Below are 16,858 nucleotides of genomic sequence, written 5' to 3'. Positions count from 1 at the left end.
TTTGCATTACTGTATTGTGGCCATAGTGGCATTTTTGCCTTACAGTGACGTAAAGAAAAAATCAGCCATTTAAATCAATCGCAAAATCATTATCTTATAACTTCAAGAATCACAGTAGCGCTAAGGTCATCGCCAAGGACAACACCGGTTTCGCACCCAGTTTTCAGCCCTCTATTTTAGCCGCTACTCTGGCGTTCTCACGATCTAAGCTAGATTACTCAACTGCCATAAAGAGCTAAAATTATATTTTATCATTGCTTTGATAATAAAAAGTTATGATGATAAAAAGCGCTCGAACTGCACAAAGGAAATGCCATGTCTCTTGACAACAAACGCCTTCACCCGACGTGGTTGAAAACGTTCACCACCTTAGTGGAAACCGGCCACTTTACCCGCACGGCTGAAATTTTATTTATGACTCAACCGGGTGTCAGTCAGCATGTCAAAAAGCTCGAGGAAGCGTGTGGCCAAGCCCTGATTTCGAGAGTCAACAAACAATGCCACATCACCGATGCGGGTAAAAAAGTCTATCACTATGCATTAAAAGCCCAAAAGCTGGAACGCGAGTTGATTGAAACCATCAACCAGCAAGACCCATACAGCGGTGAGTATCGACTCGCCTGCTCTGGCGCACTGGCGTTGCGGCTCTTTCCCGTGTTGCTTACCTTGCAACGACAATACCCCAAATTGCTGACCCACTTAGAAGCCGCGCCGAATCACCAGATGTTACAGGGCGTGAAAAATGGCACGCTTGATGTTGCCTTAGTGACATCGACCCCAAGTGAAGGCTTATACGACAGTGAGTTGATTGGCTATGAACCGCTCTGTTTAATTGTCCCTGCAAAGGTGCAGACCTCGTCTGTCGATACCCTGGTCGAGAAATTATTGTCACTGGGGTTAATTCACCACCCCGACATTGAGCATTACTTATCGCTGTACCTTGGCAAAACGGCGCTCACCGAACTCAAAACATTAACGGTGCACCACTTTGCCAAAAAAGCCTACATCAACCAGATTCATCAAATCCTCGAACCGGTCGCCGAGGGGCTGGGGTTCACAGTCTTGCCACAATCGGCGCTCGACAGTTTCAGCCGCCATCACCAAGTGCAAATTTTAGAGCCACAACACCCGGTCAAAGAGCCCTTGTATTGGGTGACTAAGCGCCATCGCCCGTTACCTGAGCGTTTTACAAAACTAAAACAGCGCATTAAAGACACGCTCGAACTTAGCAATGCGTCGTGATTATTCCAATGTCATCAACAAAGTATTGCCTTGTTTTTGCACCTTGGCTTTACCGACTGGGGTCTCAGGCCGTTTGATATTTTTCACTTGGATCTGATCAAATCCCCACCCGTTTTTATACAAAAACGGCTTGATGTAGTGCTCGCGTAAATTGTGGCGATTAATAAAGGTTCTTGAGCGAGTCAAATCATAAAAATAATCACTCATTTTTCGTTCATCAAGGGTGACGACAATACGCTTAAATTGCTGGGGTTGCTTGAGGTAATGACGTGCATCATTGGCGTTAAACAACTGAGCCATGTAAATGCGCTTATGGTTATAGCCAAAATTGTAGTCATGCATTTTGTAGGCAAAGGGCACGCACAAACACAGCAGTAAAGCGCCGCGAGCCCAGTCGGTCTTAACCAACAAAGCAAACATCATCAACCCTAAGGGTAAGGTGATCCCAGAGCGCAACGGCACGTTCACCCCTAAGACAAGAACACTGGCGTAAATAGAAAAAATCACCATAAACACCAGTACACAATACTTGAACTCTTGACCCAAAGCCCAAAGCATTACCGCCAACACCGGCAAGTAAAACCACCCACTGAGATCGGCAATATAACGGGCATTGCGTTCAAAATTACCACTGCTTTTCAATACGTTTTGCCACAGAGAAGCCACATCGTGCATCGGGGTCGACTTTCGCCATTGGGCAAACTCAATCCAATGCCCATGGTCAGTGGCAAGAGTGGTGTACAAATACACCGAAGCTTGTGACACGCCATACCCCAACACATAACCGGCAATCCACACCGCGACAAACCGCAACAGCTCTGGCCAAGAGGCGCGCTGCAGTGGGCCAACAAACAGCAAGGGCATTAAAAAGTAAAACGCCGGATAGGTTGCAAAAAACAGTACCCCAGCCGTCAGTAACAAGACCGTACGGGACATCTTATTGCTCAATAAAGCAAACAGCGCCATCATCAAGGTCCCCGGCACTAAGGTCATTGGCCATTTAAACAGCATGGTAAAATAAGGGATGTTTAACGCCACCAGAGCAAACAACACAGAAGACCACAACACCGGACGAAAGCGATGGGCAACGACAAAGCTAAAGACAAACAAAAACGCGTTGCTCAGTAGCGCGGCCAGATCCGGAGGCATGCGTTTGAGCCCCTCAAACAAGGCAAAGTTAATCCAACGCCCTTCTGAGATAAACTTCTCGGTGTAGCTCGGCATGTAACTGAGCGCATCGTGGGCGACATTTTCAATCAAAGAGATGTGTAGGTTATACCCGCTCAGCACGGCCACCAGTACAGTAACCCCCCAATACAAGCCGTGCATTTTTTGCTCGCCTTGCAGTTTAGACCAACGTAAAGCCCAAGACTGACATACTTGATTCATCGTCTCTCCTTAGCGAAACACCATTCGGTAGCCCAAATAATTCACTGTCATTGAGCTAAGCATGGCAACGCCTTGTCCAACATAGACATTGATACCCACCCCATCGACCAAAACGTAAAGCAATGCGGTACTGATCAATAACGAGGTGCCATTCACCGCAATAAACGCCCCAACCTGCCCGGCGCGTTTTTGCGCTTGGAAGACAAAATGGCGATTGAGAAAAAAGCTCACCATAACCCCAATGCCGTACGCCGCCACCGAAGCCAATAGATAAAGCCCCAACCACCAGTGCAACAAAACAAAGCTCACATAGCTCACGGAACTGTTGATCGCGCCAACCATCGCAAAACGCAGCACTTGCCCCCATGGCAACCAATCGGCTTTTTTCTGCTCGGCCTTGGCATCGGGGTGCTTTTCTTCCCTATCACTCTCCGCCTTACTGCTCTGGTTGGCGTGAGCGGGCCATTTTGCGTTACTCATGGCGATCGCTTAACTCTGAATCACAGGGACTGTGGTTCTTATCACGGCCAGACTCACCGGGCGTCTTTTTAACAATGTACAAGGGCCGGCCTTGTGATTGCTTGTAAATCCTGGCCACGTATTCGCCTAGGATCCCAATCGAAATCAGCTGCACTCCGCCCATGAACAGCACAGACACCAACAGCGATGTCCAGCCTGAGACCCAGTGATCAGAGATCAAGCGATTGATCACCGAATAAATCAACATCACAAAGGCGATACCTGAGCTCATAAACCCAAGGGCAATCGAGATTTTCAGCGGTTTAACAGAAAAAGACAAAATGCCATCGAGGGCGAATTTAATCATTTTCTTCAGTGGGTATTTGGTCTCACCAGCAAAACGAGGGGCACGCTGATAACTCACCGAAGTTTGATTAAAGCCCACCCAGCTGACCATACCGCGAATAAATCGCGATTTCTCCGGCATGGCTTTTAGCTGCTCGACCACCTCGCGATCCATTAAGCGAAAATCCCCAGTATCGAGTGGGATAGGCACTTCCGATAACCGGTTAAGTACCCGATAAAACGCTTTGGCCGACCAACGTTTAAAGCCCGATTCGCCCTCGCGACTTTCGCGTGTGCCGTACACCACATCGTAACCGGCTTGCCACTTTTCTATCATTTGCTCGATCACCGCTGGCGGGTCTTGCAGATCGGCATCAATCAAGACCACCGCCTCGCCTAAACTGGCATCGATTCCGGCGCTCACCGCCACTTGATGACCAAAGTTACGCGAAAAAGAAATCACTCGAATGGCATCATGGGCCTGGCTATGCGCTAACAATTTACTTTCCGTGTCATCACTGCTGCCGTCATTGACGAAAACAAATTCAAACTGATAACCGCGCATGTGGCTGCCAAAAGCCAGTAACTCACTCACGGTTTGATCAATCACTTCACTTTCATTAAAACAAGGCACAACGATGGATATCAAAGCAGACATTTCTCTCTCCATGTTGAAATTTTTTCTTACATTAACAGGTCTTTGTAAAGACACTTACAAGTTTTGGTGAATTGTGTGTACAAAATGTCACCGCTTCTTGAGGCCGGATGCGATTTACTTTTCAATAGAATAACGACATCAAATCGTCATCTTTTTGTCACTAGAAACTCATTTTTCTGCCGTGGAACTGACACATGAGCCACTTACAATCCAACAGCATGAGGTCATTGAGGTAACTAATTATATGGAACAGAAATCGCCATTCAGACTGCCCCGAAAAACGCCTTTTGGGGTCGGTGAAAACATCGCAGAGTGGGCGACGGGACTGAGCAAACTGGATACGTTTTATCAAACTCGCCCTGCCAACTGCAGCACGGAAGAATTTTTGCGCTACACCCTAAGTGTGCTGAACATCGATTATCAAGTCGTTCGCGGTGCGGTTGATTCCATCCCCAAACACGGGGCCACCGTGGTGATGGCCAACCACCCACTGGGCTGTGTTGAAGGGGTGATCTTAGCCGAAATCCTATTGATGATTCGCCCTGATGTGCAAATTTTAGCTAACCAATACCTCAAAACGGTTCCTGAGCTCGACCAATTATTCATTGGTGTCGATGTCTTTGAAGGGCAAAATGCGGCAAAAGCCAACCTAAAAGCGCTGCGCCAAGCCAACAAGCACCTGGCAGAAGGCGGCTTGCTGCTCATGTTTCCCGCCGGCGAAGTGTCTCAATTAGTCAACCGCAAAGAAAAACGCCTAGAAGACAAAGAGTGGAGCCGCTCGGTCAGCAGCCTGATCCGCAAAAACAAAGCGCAAGCGGTCCCGGTCTTCATCAACGGCCACAATTCACAACGCTTTTATATGGCGGGAAAAATCCACCCTTTATTACGCACTTTAATGCTCGGGCGTGAATTGCTTAACAAAGGCCAGCAAACGATTGAATTAGCCATTGGCGAAACCATCAAATACAAAGAGCTCAACAAACTCGACGACCAACAGTTAGTCAGTTATCTGCGTCTCAATACCTATTTGATGCAAAAGTACACCCAACCACCTGCTCTAGCGACTTCTGGGGATCAAAGTCAAGCGTTGCCGATTGCCGACCCTTTGCCGTTGACCGCCTTGTTGCAAGACATTCAATCACTGCCTCGCGAAGCACACATGGTGTCAAGTGGCGAGTTTGACGTTTACTGTGCCACCAGCGATCAACTGCCTTCTATGATTCACGAAATCGCTCGCCAGCGCGAAATCAACTTTCGCGATGTGGGCGAAGGCACCGGCTTAGCCCTCGACATGGACGATTTTGATCACGATTATTACCACCTCTTTGTTTGGGACCGCGAAGCGCAGCGATTTGTTGGCGCATACCGGTTGGGATTGGTCGATCAAATCCTCAGCCAAAAAGGCGTGAAAGGCTTGTATTCGCGCACCTTATTTCACTACGACGAGCGCTTTTTAAATACCATGGGCAAGTCGATTGAAATGGGCCGCTCCGTGGTGGCAAAAGAATACCAAAAAAGCATGAGTGCCCTGCTATTACTCTGGAAAGGCATTGCAACTTTCGTGGCTCGACACCCCGATTACACCCATTTATTTGGGCCGGTCAGTATCAGTAATGACTACAGCTTAGAAGCGCGTCAATTATTGGCTCAATCCATGACCCTGCACTACTACGACGATCAAAGCGCCGAATACGTATTGCCGTCTAACCCCTTACCAGACACCCGTCACTGGAACACCGGCATGCTCACGGCGCTTGGCGATTTGCAACTGCTGTCACGCGTGCTCTCTCGCATGGACAACGGCAAAGGGGTACCGGTTCTATTGCGCCAATACCTAGGGCTCAATGGAAAAATTGTCTCTTTTAACGTCGACCCCGACTTTAATGATGCCCTCGATGGCCTGATCATGGTCGATTTAACCGACGTCCCGGTTAAAACACTCGCGCGCTACATGGGCTTAGAAGCGGCCGAGCACTATTTGCAATATCACGCCATCGACTGAGTTGTTAACCGCGTGTTAACCACTCAGCCATTACCCTAAACCATTGGTGCAATACCAATGGTTTTTTTATCCACGCCCCGTTGACGTGTGAGCCGACATTCAGTCACCAAAAATCAAACACTGTTCGAGAAATAAACCGACGTATTGCGATACACTGCGCCTTTCGCCACCGATGGCGATTTTTGTTCCCAACCACAAGTGAGACACCCGCATGTTAAAAGCGCTTTTGGTCGAAGACGACATCGATCTGGCCTCAACATTAATCGACTATTTAGCTCTAGAAGACATCGAATGCGATTTTGCCGCCGATGGGCTGGTCGGCTTAAACTTAGGTCAGAGTCAGGATTACCAAGTGATGATTCTCGACCTCAATTTACCGGGTTTACAGGGGCTGAGCGTGTGTGAGCGTTTGCGAAGCCAAGGGATCGCCACGCCCATTTTAATGCTGACCGCCAAAGACACCCTCGAAGACAAACTCAACGGCTTTGATAAAGGCGCCGACGACTACCTGGTCAAACCCTTTGATATGGAAGAATTAGTCGCGCGTCTTAAAGCGTTGTCTAAAAGGCGCAGCGGGCAAGTCACCAAACTGCAAGTCGCCGATTTGATCTTTGATCTCACTCTAGGCGAGGTGACGCGCGGCGAAGGGCGCTTAAAACTCTCGCCGATTGCCAGTCAATTACTGGAGATTTTGATGCGTGCCTCACCAAGTTGTGTCACCCGCGAGACCTTGATCAATGGCGTCTGGGGCGAGGAGCAACCCGATAGCAACAGCTTAAAAGTCCACATCTACAACTTGAGAAAACAAATTAACGCCCACGGCCCTGCCCTACTTCACACTGTCGCGGGTCAAGGCTTCGTGCTTCGCGAAGAGAGCTAATATGAAAATTCGCCGCAGTGTTAAGATTTATCTTTTTTGCGCCATGATCCTAATGGGGATCATTACCATCGCCAGTTTGACCACCATCAGTGGCAGCTATTACATCGACGGCATGGATCGGGCCATTCGCTATGCCATGATCGACATTGCCAAAAACACCGACATGGCAGAACGCAAACAAGCCAATGTGTTGGGCTATAACCTATACAGAAACTGGGAAGATATCCCAAGTGCCATCTCAGAAAATGTCGAGCGCCCCCAGTCGTCATCACAATTGAACAAATGGTCTGACACTTGGCCATTTTGGTTTACGCCTCCAAATCGGGTCATCATTATTGCTCGTTATGACACGCCAAAAAATCAAACCATTTATATCACCCGAGAGTTTAACGACATCAAAAACGATAAAACCATGGAGAAACCGACGTTTTATCGACAACTGATCTGCATCGGCTTTATCGGTATCACCTTGTTTGTGATCATGTTGTTTTTTATTTTCCATCGCATTGCCAAGCCGATGGAACGCATGCTGGATTGGACCAAAAGCTTAAACAAAGAGAACTTACAAGACGATATCCCTGACTTTCGCTATACCGAACTCAACACCTTAGCAGAGCTGATCATCGCCAGTATGACCACAGTGCAAGACTCATTAAAGCGCGAGCAACAGTTTTTGTCCTACGCCAGTCATGAACTCAGGACCCCCATCGCTGTGGTGCGCAGCAACAGCGAATTGATGAAAAAAATGATTGCACTGCCCAACACTCAAGACAAACAAGAGAGTGCATTAAACCGCATCCAACGCGCTGGGCTAACCATGACCGACTTGTGCGAAACCTTGCTGTGGCTCAATCGCCGCACCAACGAAAAGCTGCCCATTCAATCCCTCGAGTTGGATAAGCTGGTATCGCAAATCGCTCATGAACTCGATTACCTGAGTAAAGACAAACCGGTTCACGTCGACATCATCACCACGCCTTATACTTGCCTGTGTGTCAAGACCTTAGCGCGCATCGTGATCAGCAACTTAATTCGCAACGCTTTTCAACACACGCACTGCGGTCACGTACTCATCAAACAGCAGGGCTCTGAGCTCGAAATCGTCAACCACAATCAAAGTGAACTTTCCAAGGAAGCGGAATTGGGCTTTGGCTTAGGACTCGAGCTCGCCGAGCGGATTATTCGCCAACAACAATGGTCTTATCAAGTGCAAAAGCATCCTCAAGGCCGCAGTATTTGGTTGGATTTTAGTCAACAAACCGCCCCTAACCGCTCAATAAATCAACCAAATAGAGATCGAGATCAAATGTAGTAAAATTACAAAATTGAGGTCGTAAATTACACAATGACGAATGGCTGCGATGAAATCACCCCCCAAAAGTGACATAGATCACATTTTTAGAATTTCACCAAGCTCCAAAGCGCCTGTTAAGTGAGCAAAATCACACAAATAAACAAAGAAAAATTGGTATTTGTGTGATTCGAATCAATAAAGTACACCTTGACTTATAAAGTGACGCCTTTTTGTATCATAATTACCTCCATTTTTGAGACACAGATCACTAAACTGCCGAAATAGTGCTTCTTTATTAGACGATTGATCACAAAAATTTCTCATCCCTTTAAACTTGCGCCGACTGTGCTAAATTTCACTCAAACCAATAAAGACTCACCTGAGTCAACCAACGTAAACCATTGAACATCAAAACGGGGAACAAGCATGATTTCACCAGAAGCTAAGATCAAAGTGCAAAACTTTGGCCGCTTCCTCTCCAATATGGTCATGCCGAATATCGGCGCCTTTATTGCATGGGGATTTATCACCGCACTATTTATTCCAACAGGTTGGATTCCTAACGAGACTTTGTCAAAACTCGTTGGTCCAATGATCACTTACTTGCTGCCATTACTCATCGGTTACACCGGTGGTAAATTAATCGGTGGCGAACGCGGCGCCGTTGTCGGTGCTATCACGACCATGGGTGTGATTGTCGGTACTGACATTCCAATGTTCATGGGCGCAATGATTGTCGGTCCTCTTGGTGGCTGGGCAATTAAAACGTTTGACCAAAAAGTTGACGGTAAAGTAAAAAGTGGTTTTGAGATGTTGGTAAACAACTTCTCTGCCGGTATCATTGGTATGATCTGTGCGATCATCGCCTTTATGGTTATCGGTCCATTTGTCAAAGGCCTATCTAACGTCCTTGCTGCAGGTGTTGATGTCCTAGTCAGCGCTGGTCTTCTTCCTCTGACTTCAATCTTTGTTGAACCAGCGAAAGTTCTCTTCTTGAACAACGCCATCAACCACGGCATCTTCACTCCGCTTGGTATCCAACAAGCTGATGACATGGGTCAATCGATCTTCTTCCTTATCGAAGCAAACCCAGGTCCTGGTTTTGGTATCTTGTTGGCTTACATGGTGTTTGGTAAAGGTACTGCTCGTCAAACGGCTGGTGGTGCATCGATCATCCACTTCTTGGGCGGTATCCACGAGATCTACTTCCCATACATTCTGATGAACCCACGTCTTATCCTAGCGGCGATCGCTGGTGGTATGACAGGCGTATTCACACTGACTATGTTCAACGCAGGTCTTGTGTCTCCAGCGTCTCCAGGTTCTATCTTCGCGGTACTCTTGATGACTCCTAAGGCGTCTATCGTTGGCGTATTGCTTTCTATCGCTGCTGCAACCGCGGTTTCCTTCATCGTTGCTGCGCTGCTAATGAAAACGCAAAAAGCGACGGATTCAGAAGACGACATCGAAAAAGCCACTGCGCAAATGAAAGACATGAAAGCGTCTTCAAAAGGCCAAACCATCAAAACTAACGGCCCAGTTAACCGCATCATCGTTGCTTGTGACGCAGGTATGGGTTCAAGTGCAATGGGTGCAGGTCTGCTGCGTAAGAAAGTCCAAACAGCCGGTCTTGATATCGATGTGACGAACATGGCGATCAACAGCTTGCCACAAGACGTTGACATTGTTATCACTCACAAAGACCTGACTGACCGTGCTCGCAAACACGCGCCAAACGCTCAGCACATTTCACTGACTAACTTCCTAGACGGTGACACGTACAACAATCTGATTGCTGAACTGCAAAAAGAAGCAGCGCCAGCGGCGGCACCTGCACCAGAAGCGGCTCCAGAAGCGCCAGCGGCTGAAGAGTCAGGTAGTGTTTTCAAACTGCAAGCGAAAAACATCCACCTTGGCCTAACAGCAAGTACGAAAGACGAAGCGATTCGCTTTGCCGGTGAGCAACTTGTTGCCATGGGTTATGCGGAGTCTGAGTATGTTGACGCCATGTTTGAACGTGAAAAACTGGTTCCGACTTACCTCGGTGAATCTATCGCCGTCCCACACGGTACTGTTGAAGCTAAAGACAAAGTTCGTGAAACTGGTATTGTGATTTGTCAGTACCGCGAAGGTGTTCAATTTACTGACGACGAAGATGACGTAGCTAAATTAGTTATCGGTATCGCAGCGAAAAACGACGAACACATTCAAGTTATCACAACGATTACGAATGCCCTTGACGACCCAGATGCCATCGACATCTTGACGCAAACCAACGACGTCAACGAAGTCTTGAAAATTCTCGGTTAATTAGGACAAACTCGCTCCTAAGCAGAGGTCAACAGCCACCCCCAACGCGCTGTTGGCCTCTTTTTCCAATACTCATTAAGTAGGTATCCATCATGAACACAGCAATTCACTTTGGCGCAGGTAACATCGGCCGTGGTTTCATCGGTAAACTGTTGGCAGATGCGGGTATTCACGTCACCTTCGCCGACGTTAACGAGACTGTCGTTGACCGTTTGATCCAAGACCAAGCATACCAAGTTAAAGTGGTCGGCGAAGACTGCGTTTTCCAAGACGTCAACAATGTCACGGCCATGTACTCAAACAAGCCTGAAATTGTTGAAGCGATGGCGAAAGTCGATTTGATCACCACCGCGGTTGGTCCAACCGTCCTTGAAATTATTTCATCCAGTGTTGCAAAAGCCATTGAGCTTCGTTGCCAAGCGCAAAACACCACAGCATTGAACATCATTGCCTGTGAAAACATGGTTCGCGGCACCACCTTCCTCAAAGAAAAGGTGTACGCACAGCTGTCTGAGAGCGCGCGCTCTTTTGCAGACCAATACATTGGCTTTGTCGATTCAGCGGTTGACCGTATCGTGCCACCGGCAGAAGCGAGCGATAACCCGCTCGACGTTACCGTAGAAAGCTTTAGTGAGTGGATCGTTGACCAAACTCAGTTTGTTGGCGATATCCCTAATATTCCTGGCATGGAAAAGACTGACAACCTGATGGCGTTTGTTGAGCGTAAGCTGTTTACTCTCAATACCGGTCACTGCATTACCGCTTACCTTGGCTGCTTAAACGGCGTCAACACCATTCGCGAAGCCATCGAGCGTGAAGACATCCGCAGCGTAGTGAAGCAAGCGATGCAAGAAAGCGGTGAAGTACTGATCAATCGCTACGGGTTCGACCGTGAAGCACACAGCGCTTACATCGAAAAAATCCTTGGCCGCTTTGCCAACCCATACTTGCTTGACGAAGTGGATCGCGTTGGCCGTCAACCGCTGCGCAAACTGGGTGCCAATGACCGTTTGATCAAGCCACTACTCGGCACGATTGAATACAACACCGCTAACGATGCCATCTTACACGGCGTCGCCGCAGCGCTGAAATACAACAACGCCGACGACCCGCAATCTGTTGAGCTACAACAAGACATCAAAGACCTTGGTGTTGAAGCGGCACTGGCAAAAGTAAGCGGCCTAGAGCAAGACGGCGAGATCGTCAAAAAAGTCGCCGAGCTATACCAAGCACTATAAGCTCGCAACCATTTATCCGTCGCCCTTTTAAGGACGAGCGAAGATAAAACGTTAAAAAAGAGATAAACAGGGTGAGCGCACTCTGTTTATCTCAGACAACAAGGATTGCGATATACCAAAACCCATTGTAATATCCGCACCCCAAATTGAACCGTTTCTCTTTTACCCTGATTGATCTATGCAAATGGCATAGCTTTGGATTTTCAGTCTTATGCAACAACAACTTAGTGATAACGACATCCTAGAGCGCCTAGAACAATCGCCCACATTACGCGGCTTTTTTGTCAGTGCCGTCGATATCCTCACCCAAGGCATTGATCAGTTAATTCAGCGGGTATTTTTAAAAGACGATTTCGCCGTTCAATCTGTGGTAGGCCCACTGCTTGGCGAGCAAGGTCCCTTAGCGGATGTCCAAGTTCGACTCAAATTGTTACTCGGCCTTGGCGTTTTGAGTAACCAAACCTTTCAAGACATTGATGCCATTCTCAAGCTCAGTCAGCAGCTCAACCGCGAAGTCGATGAATACCATTTTACCTCGTTTGCTTTGCTACAACGCTTAGAAAAAATCCCATCGATGGCCATGGTCGCGCAGCAAGCCCAACACCAGCTCAACCTGCCCAATATGGACGACAACCTCAAGGCGATGCAAAAAGAGCGACAAACCCAGGTATTGATTTCAGCCTTGTCGTTGACCTTAGTGCAGCTCTACCAGCAGCTCAATATTGAAAGCCCACTGTAACCCTAGCTTTAGTGTCGCTCTCTTGATACCACCCGGTATACTGAAAAGACACAGACTCACTTGCCGAAGATAAGATCATTTGTCGATAATCAACCGCTCGCTCGTCACTGGCGCTCAACGCGATAAAACGCTTTTCCCTGTGTATTCGTTATTGATTCGCCCCTTTTTTCCCTTCGGTATACCAGACAAAGATAACCAAACTCTGCCCCAAGTTAGGCCTTGAATCGTTACAATTTGGTGCGTGAAATTATTTTAATTAATTTCATTAAAGTGAAAAGGTTGTAATCAATTTATAAAAACGTTGTCATACTAGGCCATTTTTATATCAATTTGGCATACTTGTACCTTTTAAATAACTTTTTGTTCTAGATTCAGTCACCGATATTGACCGCTATTGCCGTCATTTTTAACGCTCCACAAACTGACAAATCATTAATAATTGCCTATTCAGTAGCATAAAAAATCATAAAATTGCGATTCATTAGTGAATAACCAATATGATTGGTGATGTTATTAACCCGTTCAACTAAAGTGACAAAATGGAACCGCTTCCATATAAGTTTGCTCACCGGCCAATACGGACGATGTTTAAGCAACCGGTTGGCCGCTTCTTTGTGGCTGAGATGGCAAATCTATTGCATTAGCCCTAACGCACCGATGTGTGGTCTGGCGCACATTGCACCAACAATGAGGCATTGGGTTTCGCGCTTGGCAAGGCGTCTTGTCAAACGGATCACTCTCTCGATATGGAAATACAGCAGCAAAGGAAAGCATAAGTGGCGACTAGGCCCTTATGCCAGCGAATTTAAGTGAGGTTTAGTATGAAAGTTTTGGTCCCGGTAAAACGTGTCATTGACTACAACGTCAAAGTGAGAGTGAAAGAAGACGGTACGGGTGTCGATCTCTCCAACGTCAAAATGTCCATGAACCCCTTTGATGAGATCGCCGTTGAAGAAGCGATCCGCTTAAAAGAAAAAGGCATCGCCGACGAAGTGATCGTCGTCTCCATCGGCGTCAAACAAGCTCAAGAGACCTTGCGTACTGCCCTGGCGATGGGCGCCGATCGCGCGGTGCTCATCCTCAGTGGCGATGACGTCAATCAAGACATCGAACCTTTAACCGTGGCCAAACTGCTGGCAGCTATCGTCGACAAAGAGCAGCCTCAGCTGGTGATCACCGGCAAGCAGGCGATCGATAACGACATGAATGCCACCGGGCAAATGCTCTCTGCCCTACTCGGTTGGAGCCAAGCGAGTTTTATCTCTCATCTTGAGGTCGAAGGCGGCATGGCTCGCGCCACTCGCGAAGTCGATGGCGGTTTGCAAACCCTGGATGTGGCATTGCCAAGTATTGTGACCGTGGACTTGCGCCTCAACGAGCCGCGCTTTGCTTCCCTGCCCAATATTATGAAAGCCAAGCGCAAGCCATTAGAAGAAATCAGCGCCGATTCACTCGGTATTGATTTAGCGCCTCGTCTGAATGTCATCACAACCACTCCCCCCCCGACTCGCGCAGCGGGAACCAAAGTCGACTCGATTGAACAATTAATTGATAAACTCAAAAACGAAGCGGAGGTGCTCTAATGTCTGTTTTAGTCCTAGCCGAACTCAACCAATCCAATTTAGTGTTAGACACCACCGCTCGCGTGGTCAATGCCGCCAAAGCACTGGGTGAGGTCACGTTACTTTGCTTGGGAGAAAACCTCTCCGATGCCGTTGCCAGCGCGGCGACCATTGACGGGGTGAGCCAAGTACTGGCCGCTGACAGCCCGCTATTGGGTCAGCGCCTCGCCGAGCCATGTGCGGCCCTCATCAGCCAATTAGAAGGCTACCAATACATCGTTGCCGCAACCAGCAGTGATGGCAAAAACCTCTTGCCAAGAGTGGCGGCACTGCTCGATGTCATGATCATCAGTGATGTGATTGCCATCGATAGCCCAGATACTTTCCAGCGTCCAATCTATGCTGGTAATGCCATTCAAACCGTGCAAAGCCGCGACGCCGTCAAAGTACTCACCGTGCGCGCGGCAAGCTTTGAACCGGCGACAACCGGACCCGCCGCCGCGGTACAAGACCTCGCCGCAGTTGATCTACCGAGCCCATCGACCTGGGTCGAAAACAAAGTCTCAGCCAATAAAGGGCCTGAGCTGTCATCGGCCAAAACCATCGTTTCTGGTGGCCGCGCGGTCGGCTCCGAAGACAATTTCAGCCTAATTCGCAGCCTGGCAGACAAACTCAATGCCGCGGTAGGCGCTTCGCGAGCCGCTGTCGATGCAGGTTATGCCCCCAACGATTGGCAAGTTGGCCAAACCGGGAAAGTCGTCGCACCAGACCTTTATATCGCTTGTGGTATTTCCGGCGCCATCCAACACCTTGCTGGCATGAAAGACTCAAAAGTCATCGTCGCCATCAACAACGACCCCGATGCGCCTATTTTCCAAATTGCTGATTACGGCTTAGTCGGTGATTTATTTGACCTGGTCCCCAAACTGACGGAGGCCTTGTGATGAGCGCTCGGCGTATCGATGGCCGAGCGCGTGCTGAGCGACTAAAGCGCGAGGTGGCCGCAGAGGTTAAAGCCCTGTGTGTGGCCGGTGCCCAAAAGCCCGGCCTCGCCGTCATACTGGTTGGGCAAGACCCGGCCAGTGAGATTTACGTCAATAACAAAATCCGCACCACCACTGAGGTTGGCATGGCGACCTTCGCTCATCACCTCGATGAGCAAACGCCAGAAGCCGAACTCATTGCGCTGATTGAGTCACTCAATGGCGATGACAACATACATGGGATCTTAGTTCAGCTGCCTTTGCCTATGCATCTCGACAGCAAAAAAATCATTGAACTTATTGCGCCACACAAGGACGTCGATGGTTTTACCCTTGGTAATGTCGGCCGATTGGTCAACCAATTACCCGGCTTGATCCCCTGTACGCCGCTGGGCTGCCTGTTGCTGCTCGAAGAACAGATAGACGACTTTCGCGGTAAGCAAGTCGCGCTGATCGGCTGCTCGAATGTTGTCGGTAGGCCGCTGATCCAACTGTTATTACAACGCGACTGTACGGTGACGGTGGCTCACAAGCACACCACCAACACCGCCGAGCTCACACGCATGGCCGATATTGTCATTGTCGCTGCGGGCAGCCCTGGGTTGGTCAAAGGCAGTTGGATCAAACCGGGTGCGGTGGTGATCGACGTGGGAATTAACCGCATCCAAAACGGCGAAAAAACCCAAGTGGTGGGCGATGTCGCGTTTAATGAAGTCAGTGAGGTGGCGAGCGCCATTACTCCCGTGCCAGGGGGCGTGGGTCCGATGACCATCGCCTGCTTGCTGGCCAACACGTTAACCGCTTACCGCTTACAAACGCAGTAAGTGTTATGGAATCAATTACATTCAAAGGATTGTCGAGGTCGTTATGCCCAAGTATTGTTTAACCGTTACCTGCCCTTCACAACGCGGTATTGTCGCCGCGATTTCAGGTTATTTAGCTGAAAAAGGCTGCTTTATTTCAGATAGTGCTCAGTTTGATGATCCCGACACCGGGCGCTTTTTTACTCGGATCAGCATCATCAGCGAAATGGGGGCCACCCGCGATGATCTGGCCGTTGGTTTTGCCGATGTGGCGGAAAACTTCGAGATGGATTGGGATATTCGCGGCGAAGACGAAAAAATGAAAGTGTTGATCATGGTGTCTCGCTATGGCCATTGCTTAAATGATTTGATCTACCGCAGTCGCATTGGCTCATTGCCGATTGAGATTGTCGCGGTGGTGTCTAACCACATGGACTATCAAAAACTGGTGGTCAACAACGACATTCCTTTCCATTACATCAAGGTCACCAAAGACAACAAAGCCGAGGCCGAAGCGCGCTTGCTGTCGCTGGTTGACGAAAGCGGTGCAGAGCTTGTGGTCCTCGCCCGCTACATGCAGATCTTGTCTGACGCGCTTTGTCAAAAAATGTCCGGCAAAATCATCAATATTCACCACTCTTTCTTGCCGTCATTCAAAGGGGCCAGCCCTTATCGCCAAGCCTTCCAAAAAGGCGTGAAATGGATAGGGGCAACGTCGCATTACGTGACCGCCGACCTCGACGAAGGACCGATCATTGAGCAAGACACCACCCGGGTCACTCACGCGCAATCGGCTGATGATTACGTCAGTCTTGGCCGCGAAGTGGAATCCTCGGTGTTAGCGCGAGCGATTCACGCCCACGTTAATCGTCGGGTGTTTCTCAACGGTCAAAAAACCGTGGTGTTCCCGCCGTCACCAGGTAGCTTTTCGTCAGAGCGAATTGGCTAAATCAC

The 16,858-nt window shown here is 48.7% G+C and carries 14 protein-coding genes; 11 read left to right on the top strand and 3 right to left on the bottom strand.

Annotated features, from left to right (window positions below; all coding sequences use genetic code 11):
* Positions 1-315: 315 nt before the first annotated feature.
* A complete protein-coding gene (locus AB0763_RS03060; RefSeq protein WP_306101084.1) occupies positions 316-1,242 on the top strand; it encodes a LysR family transcriptional regulator in 927 nt (308 codons plus the stop codon).
* Here AB0763_RS03060 and AB0763_RS03055 read toward each other — a convergent pair whose 3' ends face one another.
* Genes AB0763_RS03055 through AB0763_RS03045 form a run of 3 tightly spaced genes read right to left on the bottom strand, consistent with a single transcriptional unit; the run spans position 1,243 to position 4,093 of the window.
* Positions 1,243-2,631, bottom strand: a complete 1,389-nt coding sequence (locus AB0763_RS03055) for a GtrA family protein (protein WP_306101083.1) — start codon at positions 2,629-2,631, stop codon at positions 1,243-1,245.
* Between the two features lie 9 nt (positions 2,632-2,640).
* The gene (locus tag AB0763_RS03050; RefSeq protein ID WP_306101082.1) at positions 2,641-3,111 is read right to left on the bottom strand and encodes a GtrA family protein; all 471 of its coding nucleotides are present in this window, start codon (positions 3,109-3,111) and stop codon (positions 2,641-2,643) included.
* Entirely contained in the window at positions 3,104-4,093 is a 990-nt protein-coding gene (locus AB0763_RS03045) for a glycosyltransferase family 2 protein (RefSeq protein WP_306101081.1), read from the bottom strand. The genes AB0763_RS03050 and AB0763_RS03045 overlap by 8 nt, the downstream gene beginning before the upstream one ends.
* 244 nt (positions 4,094-4,337) lie before the next feature.
* On the opposite strand from AB0763_RS03045, the gene AB0763_RS03040 reads away from it, so the two are divergent.
* The 10 genes from AB0763_RS03040 to purU all read left to right on the top strand — a co-directional run bounded on the left by AB0763_RS03040 (position 4,338) and on the right by purU (position 16,853).
* On the top strand, positions 4,338-6,095 hold the full coding sequence (locus tag AB0763_RS03040; RefSeq protein ID WP_306101080.1) for a lysophospholipid acyltransferase family protein: 1,758 nt from the start codon (positions 4,338-4,340) through the stop codon (positions 6,093-6,095).
* 211 nt (positions 6,096-6,306) lie between these two features.
* Positions 6,307-6,975 carry a response regulator transcription factor gene (locus AB0763_RS03035; protein WP_306101079.1) on the top strand — a complete coding sequence of 223 codons (669 nt, stop codon included), beginning with the start codon at positions 6,307-6,309 and terminating at the stop codon, positions 6,973-6,975.
* A gap of 1 nt (position 6,976) precedes the next feature.
* Positions 6,977-8,287, top strand: a complete 1,311-nt coding sequence (locus AB0763_RS03030; protein WP_306101078.1) for a HAMP domain-containing sensor histidine kinase — start codon at positions 6,977-6,979, stop codon at positions 8,285-8,287.
* A gap of 408 nt (positions 8,288-8,695) precedes the next feature.
* On the top strand, positions 8,696-10,579 hold the full coding sequence (locus AB0763_RS03025) for a PTS mannitol transporter subunit IICBA (protein WP_306101077.1): 1,884 nt from the start codon (positions 8,696-8,698) through the stop codon (positions 10,577-10,579).
* Positions 10,580-10,668: 89 nt separating this feature from the next.
* Positions 10,669-11,817, top strand: a complete 1,149-nt coding sequence (locus tag AB0763_RS03020; RefSeq protein WP_306101245.1) for a mannitol-1-phosphate 5-dehydrogenase — start codon at positions 10,669-10,671, stop codon at positions 11,815-11,817.
* A 211-nt stretch (positions 11,818-12,028) separates the two neighbouring features.
* Positions 12,029-12,556: an MltR family transcriptional regulator gene (locus tag AB0763_RS03015; RefSeq protein ID WP_306101076.1), complete on the top strand. Its 528-nt coding sequence runs from the start codon at positions 12,029-12,031 to the stop codon at positions 12,554-12,556.
* Between the two features lie 821 nt (positions 12,557-13,377).
* Positions 13,378-14,139 (top strand): electron transfer flavoprotein subunit beta/FixA family protein, encoded by a 762-nt coding sequence (locus tag AB0763_RS03010; RefSeq protein ID WP_306101075.1) that lies wholly within the window; start codon positions 13,378-13,380, stop codon positions 14,137-14,139.
* Complete coding sequence (locus AB0763_RS03005) at positions 14,139-15,062, top strand: electron transfer flavoprotein subunit alpha/FixB family protein (protein WP_306101074.1); 924 nt, start codon at positions 14,139-14,141, stop codon at positions 15,060-15,062. Before AB0763_RS03010 ends, AB0763_RS03005 begins: the two co-directional genes overlap by 1 nt.
* Positions 15,062-15,925, top strand: coding sequence for a bifunctional methylenetetrahydrofolate dehydrogenase/methenyltetrahydrofolate cyclohydrolase FolD (gene folD, locus AB0763_RS03000; RefSeq protein WP_306101073.1), 864 nt, complete (start codon positions 15,062-15,064; stop codon positions 15,923-15,925). The genes AB0763_RS03005 and folD overlap by 1 nt, the downstream gene beginning before the upstream one ends.
* A gap of 43 nt (positions 15,926-15,968) precedes the next feature.
* On the top strand, positions 15,969-16,853 hold the full coding sequence (gene purU, locus AB0763_RS02995; protein WP_306101072.1) for a formyltetrahydrofolate deformylase: 885 nt from the start codon (positions 15,969-15,971) through the stop codon (positions 16,851-16,853).
* Positions 16,854-16,858 lie beyond the last annotated feature (5 nt).

The organism is Vibrio sp. HB236076 (assembly GCF_040957575.1).
Classification (GTDB): domain Bacteria; phylum Pseudomonadota; class Gammaproteobacteria; order Enterobacterales; family Vibrionaceae; genus Vibrio.
Note: the sequence above shows the minus strand (reverse complement) of the source record. Positions and strands in the feature narration are given on the sequence as shown.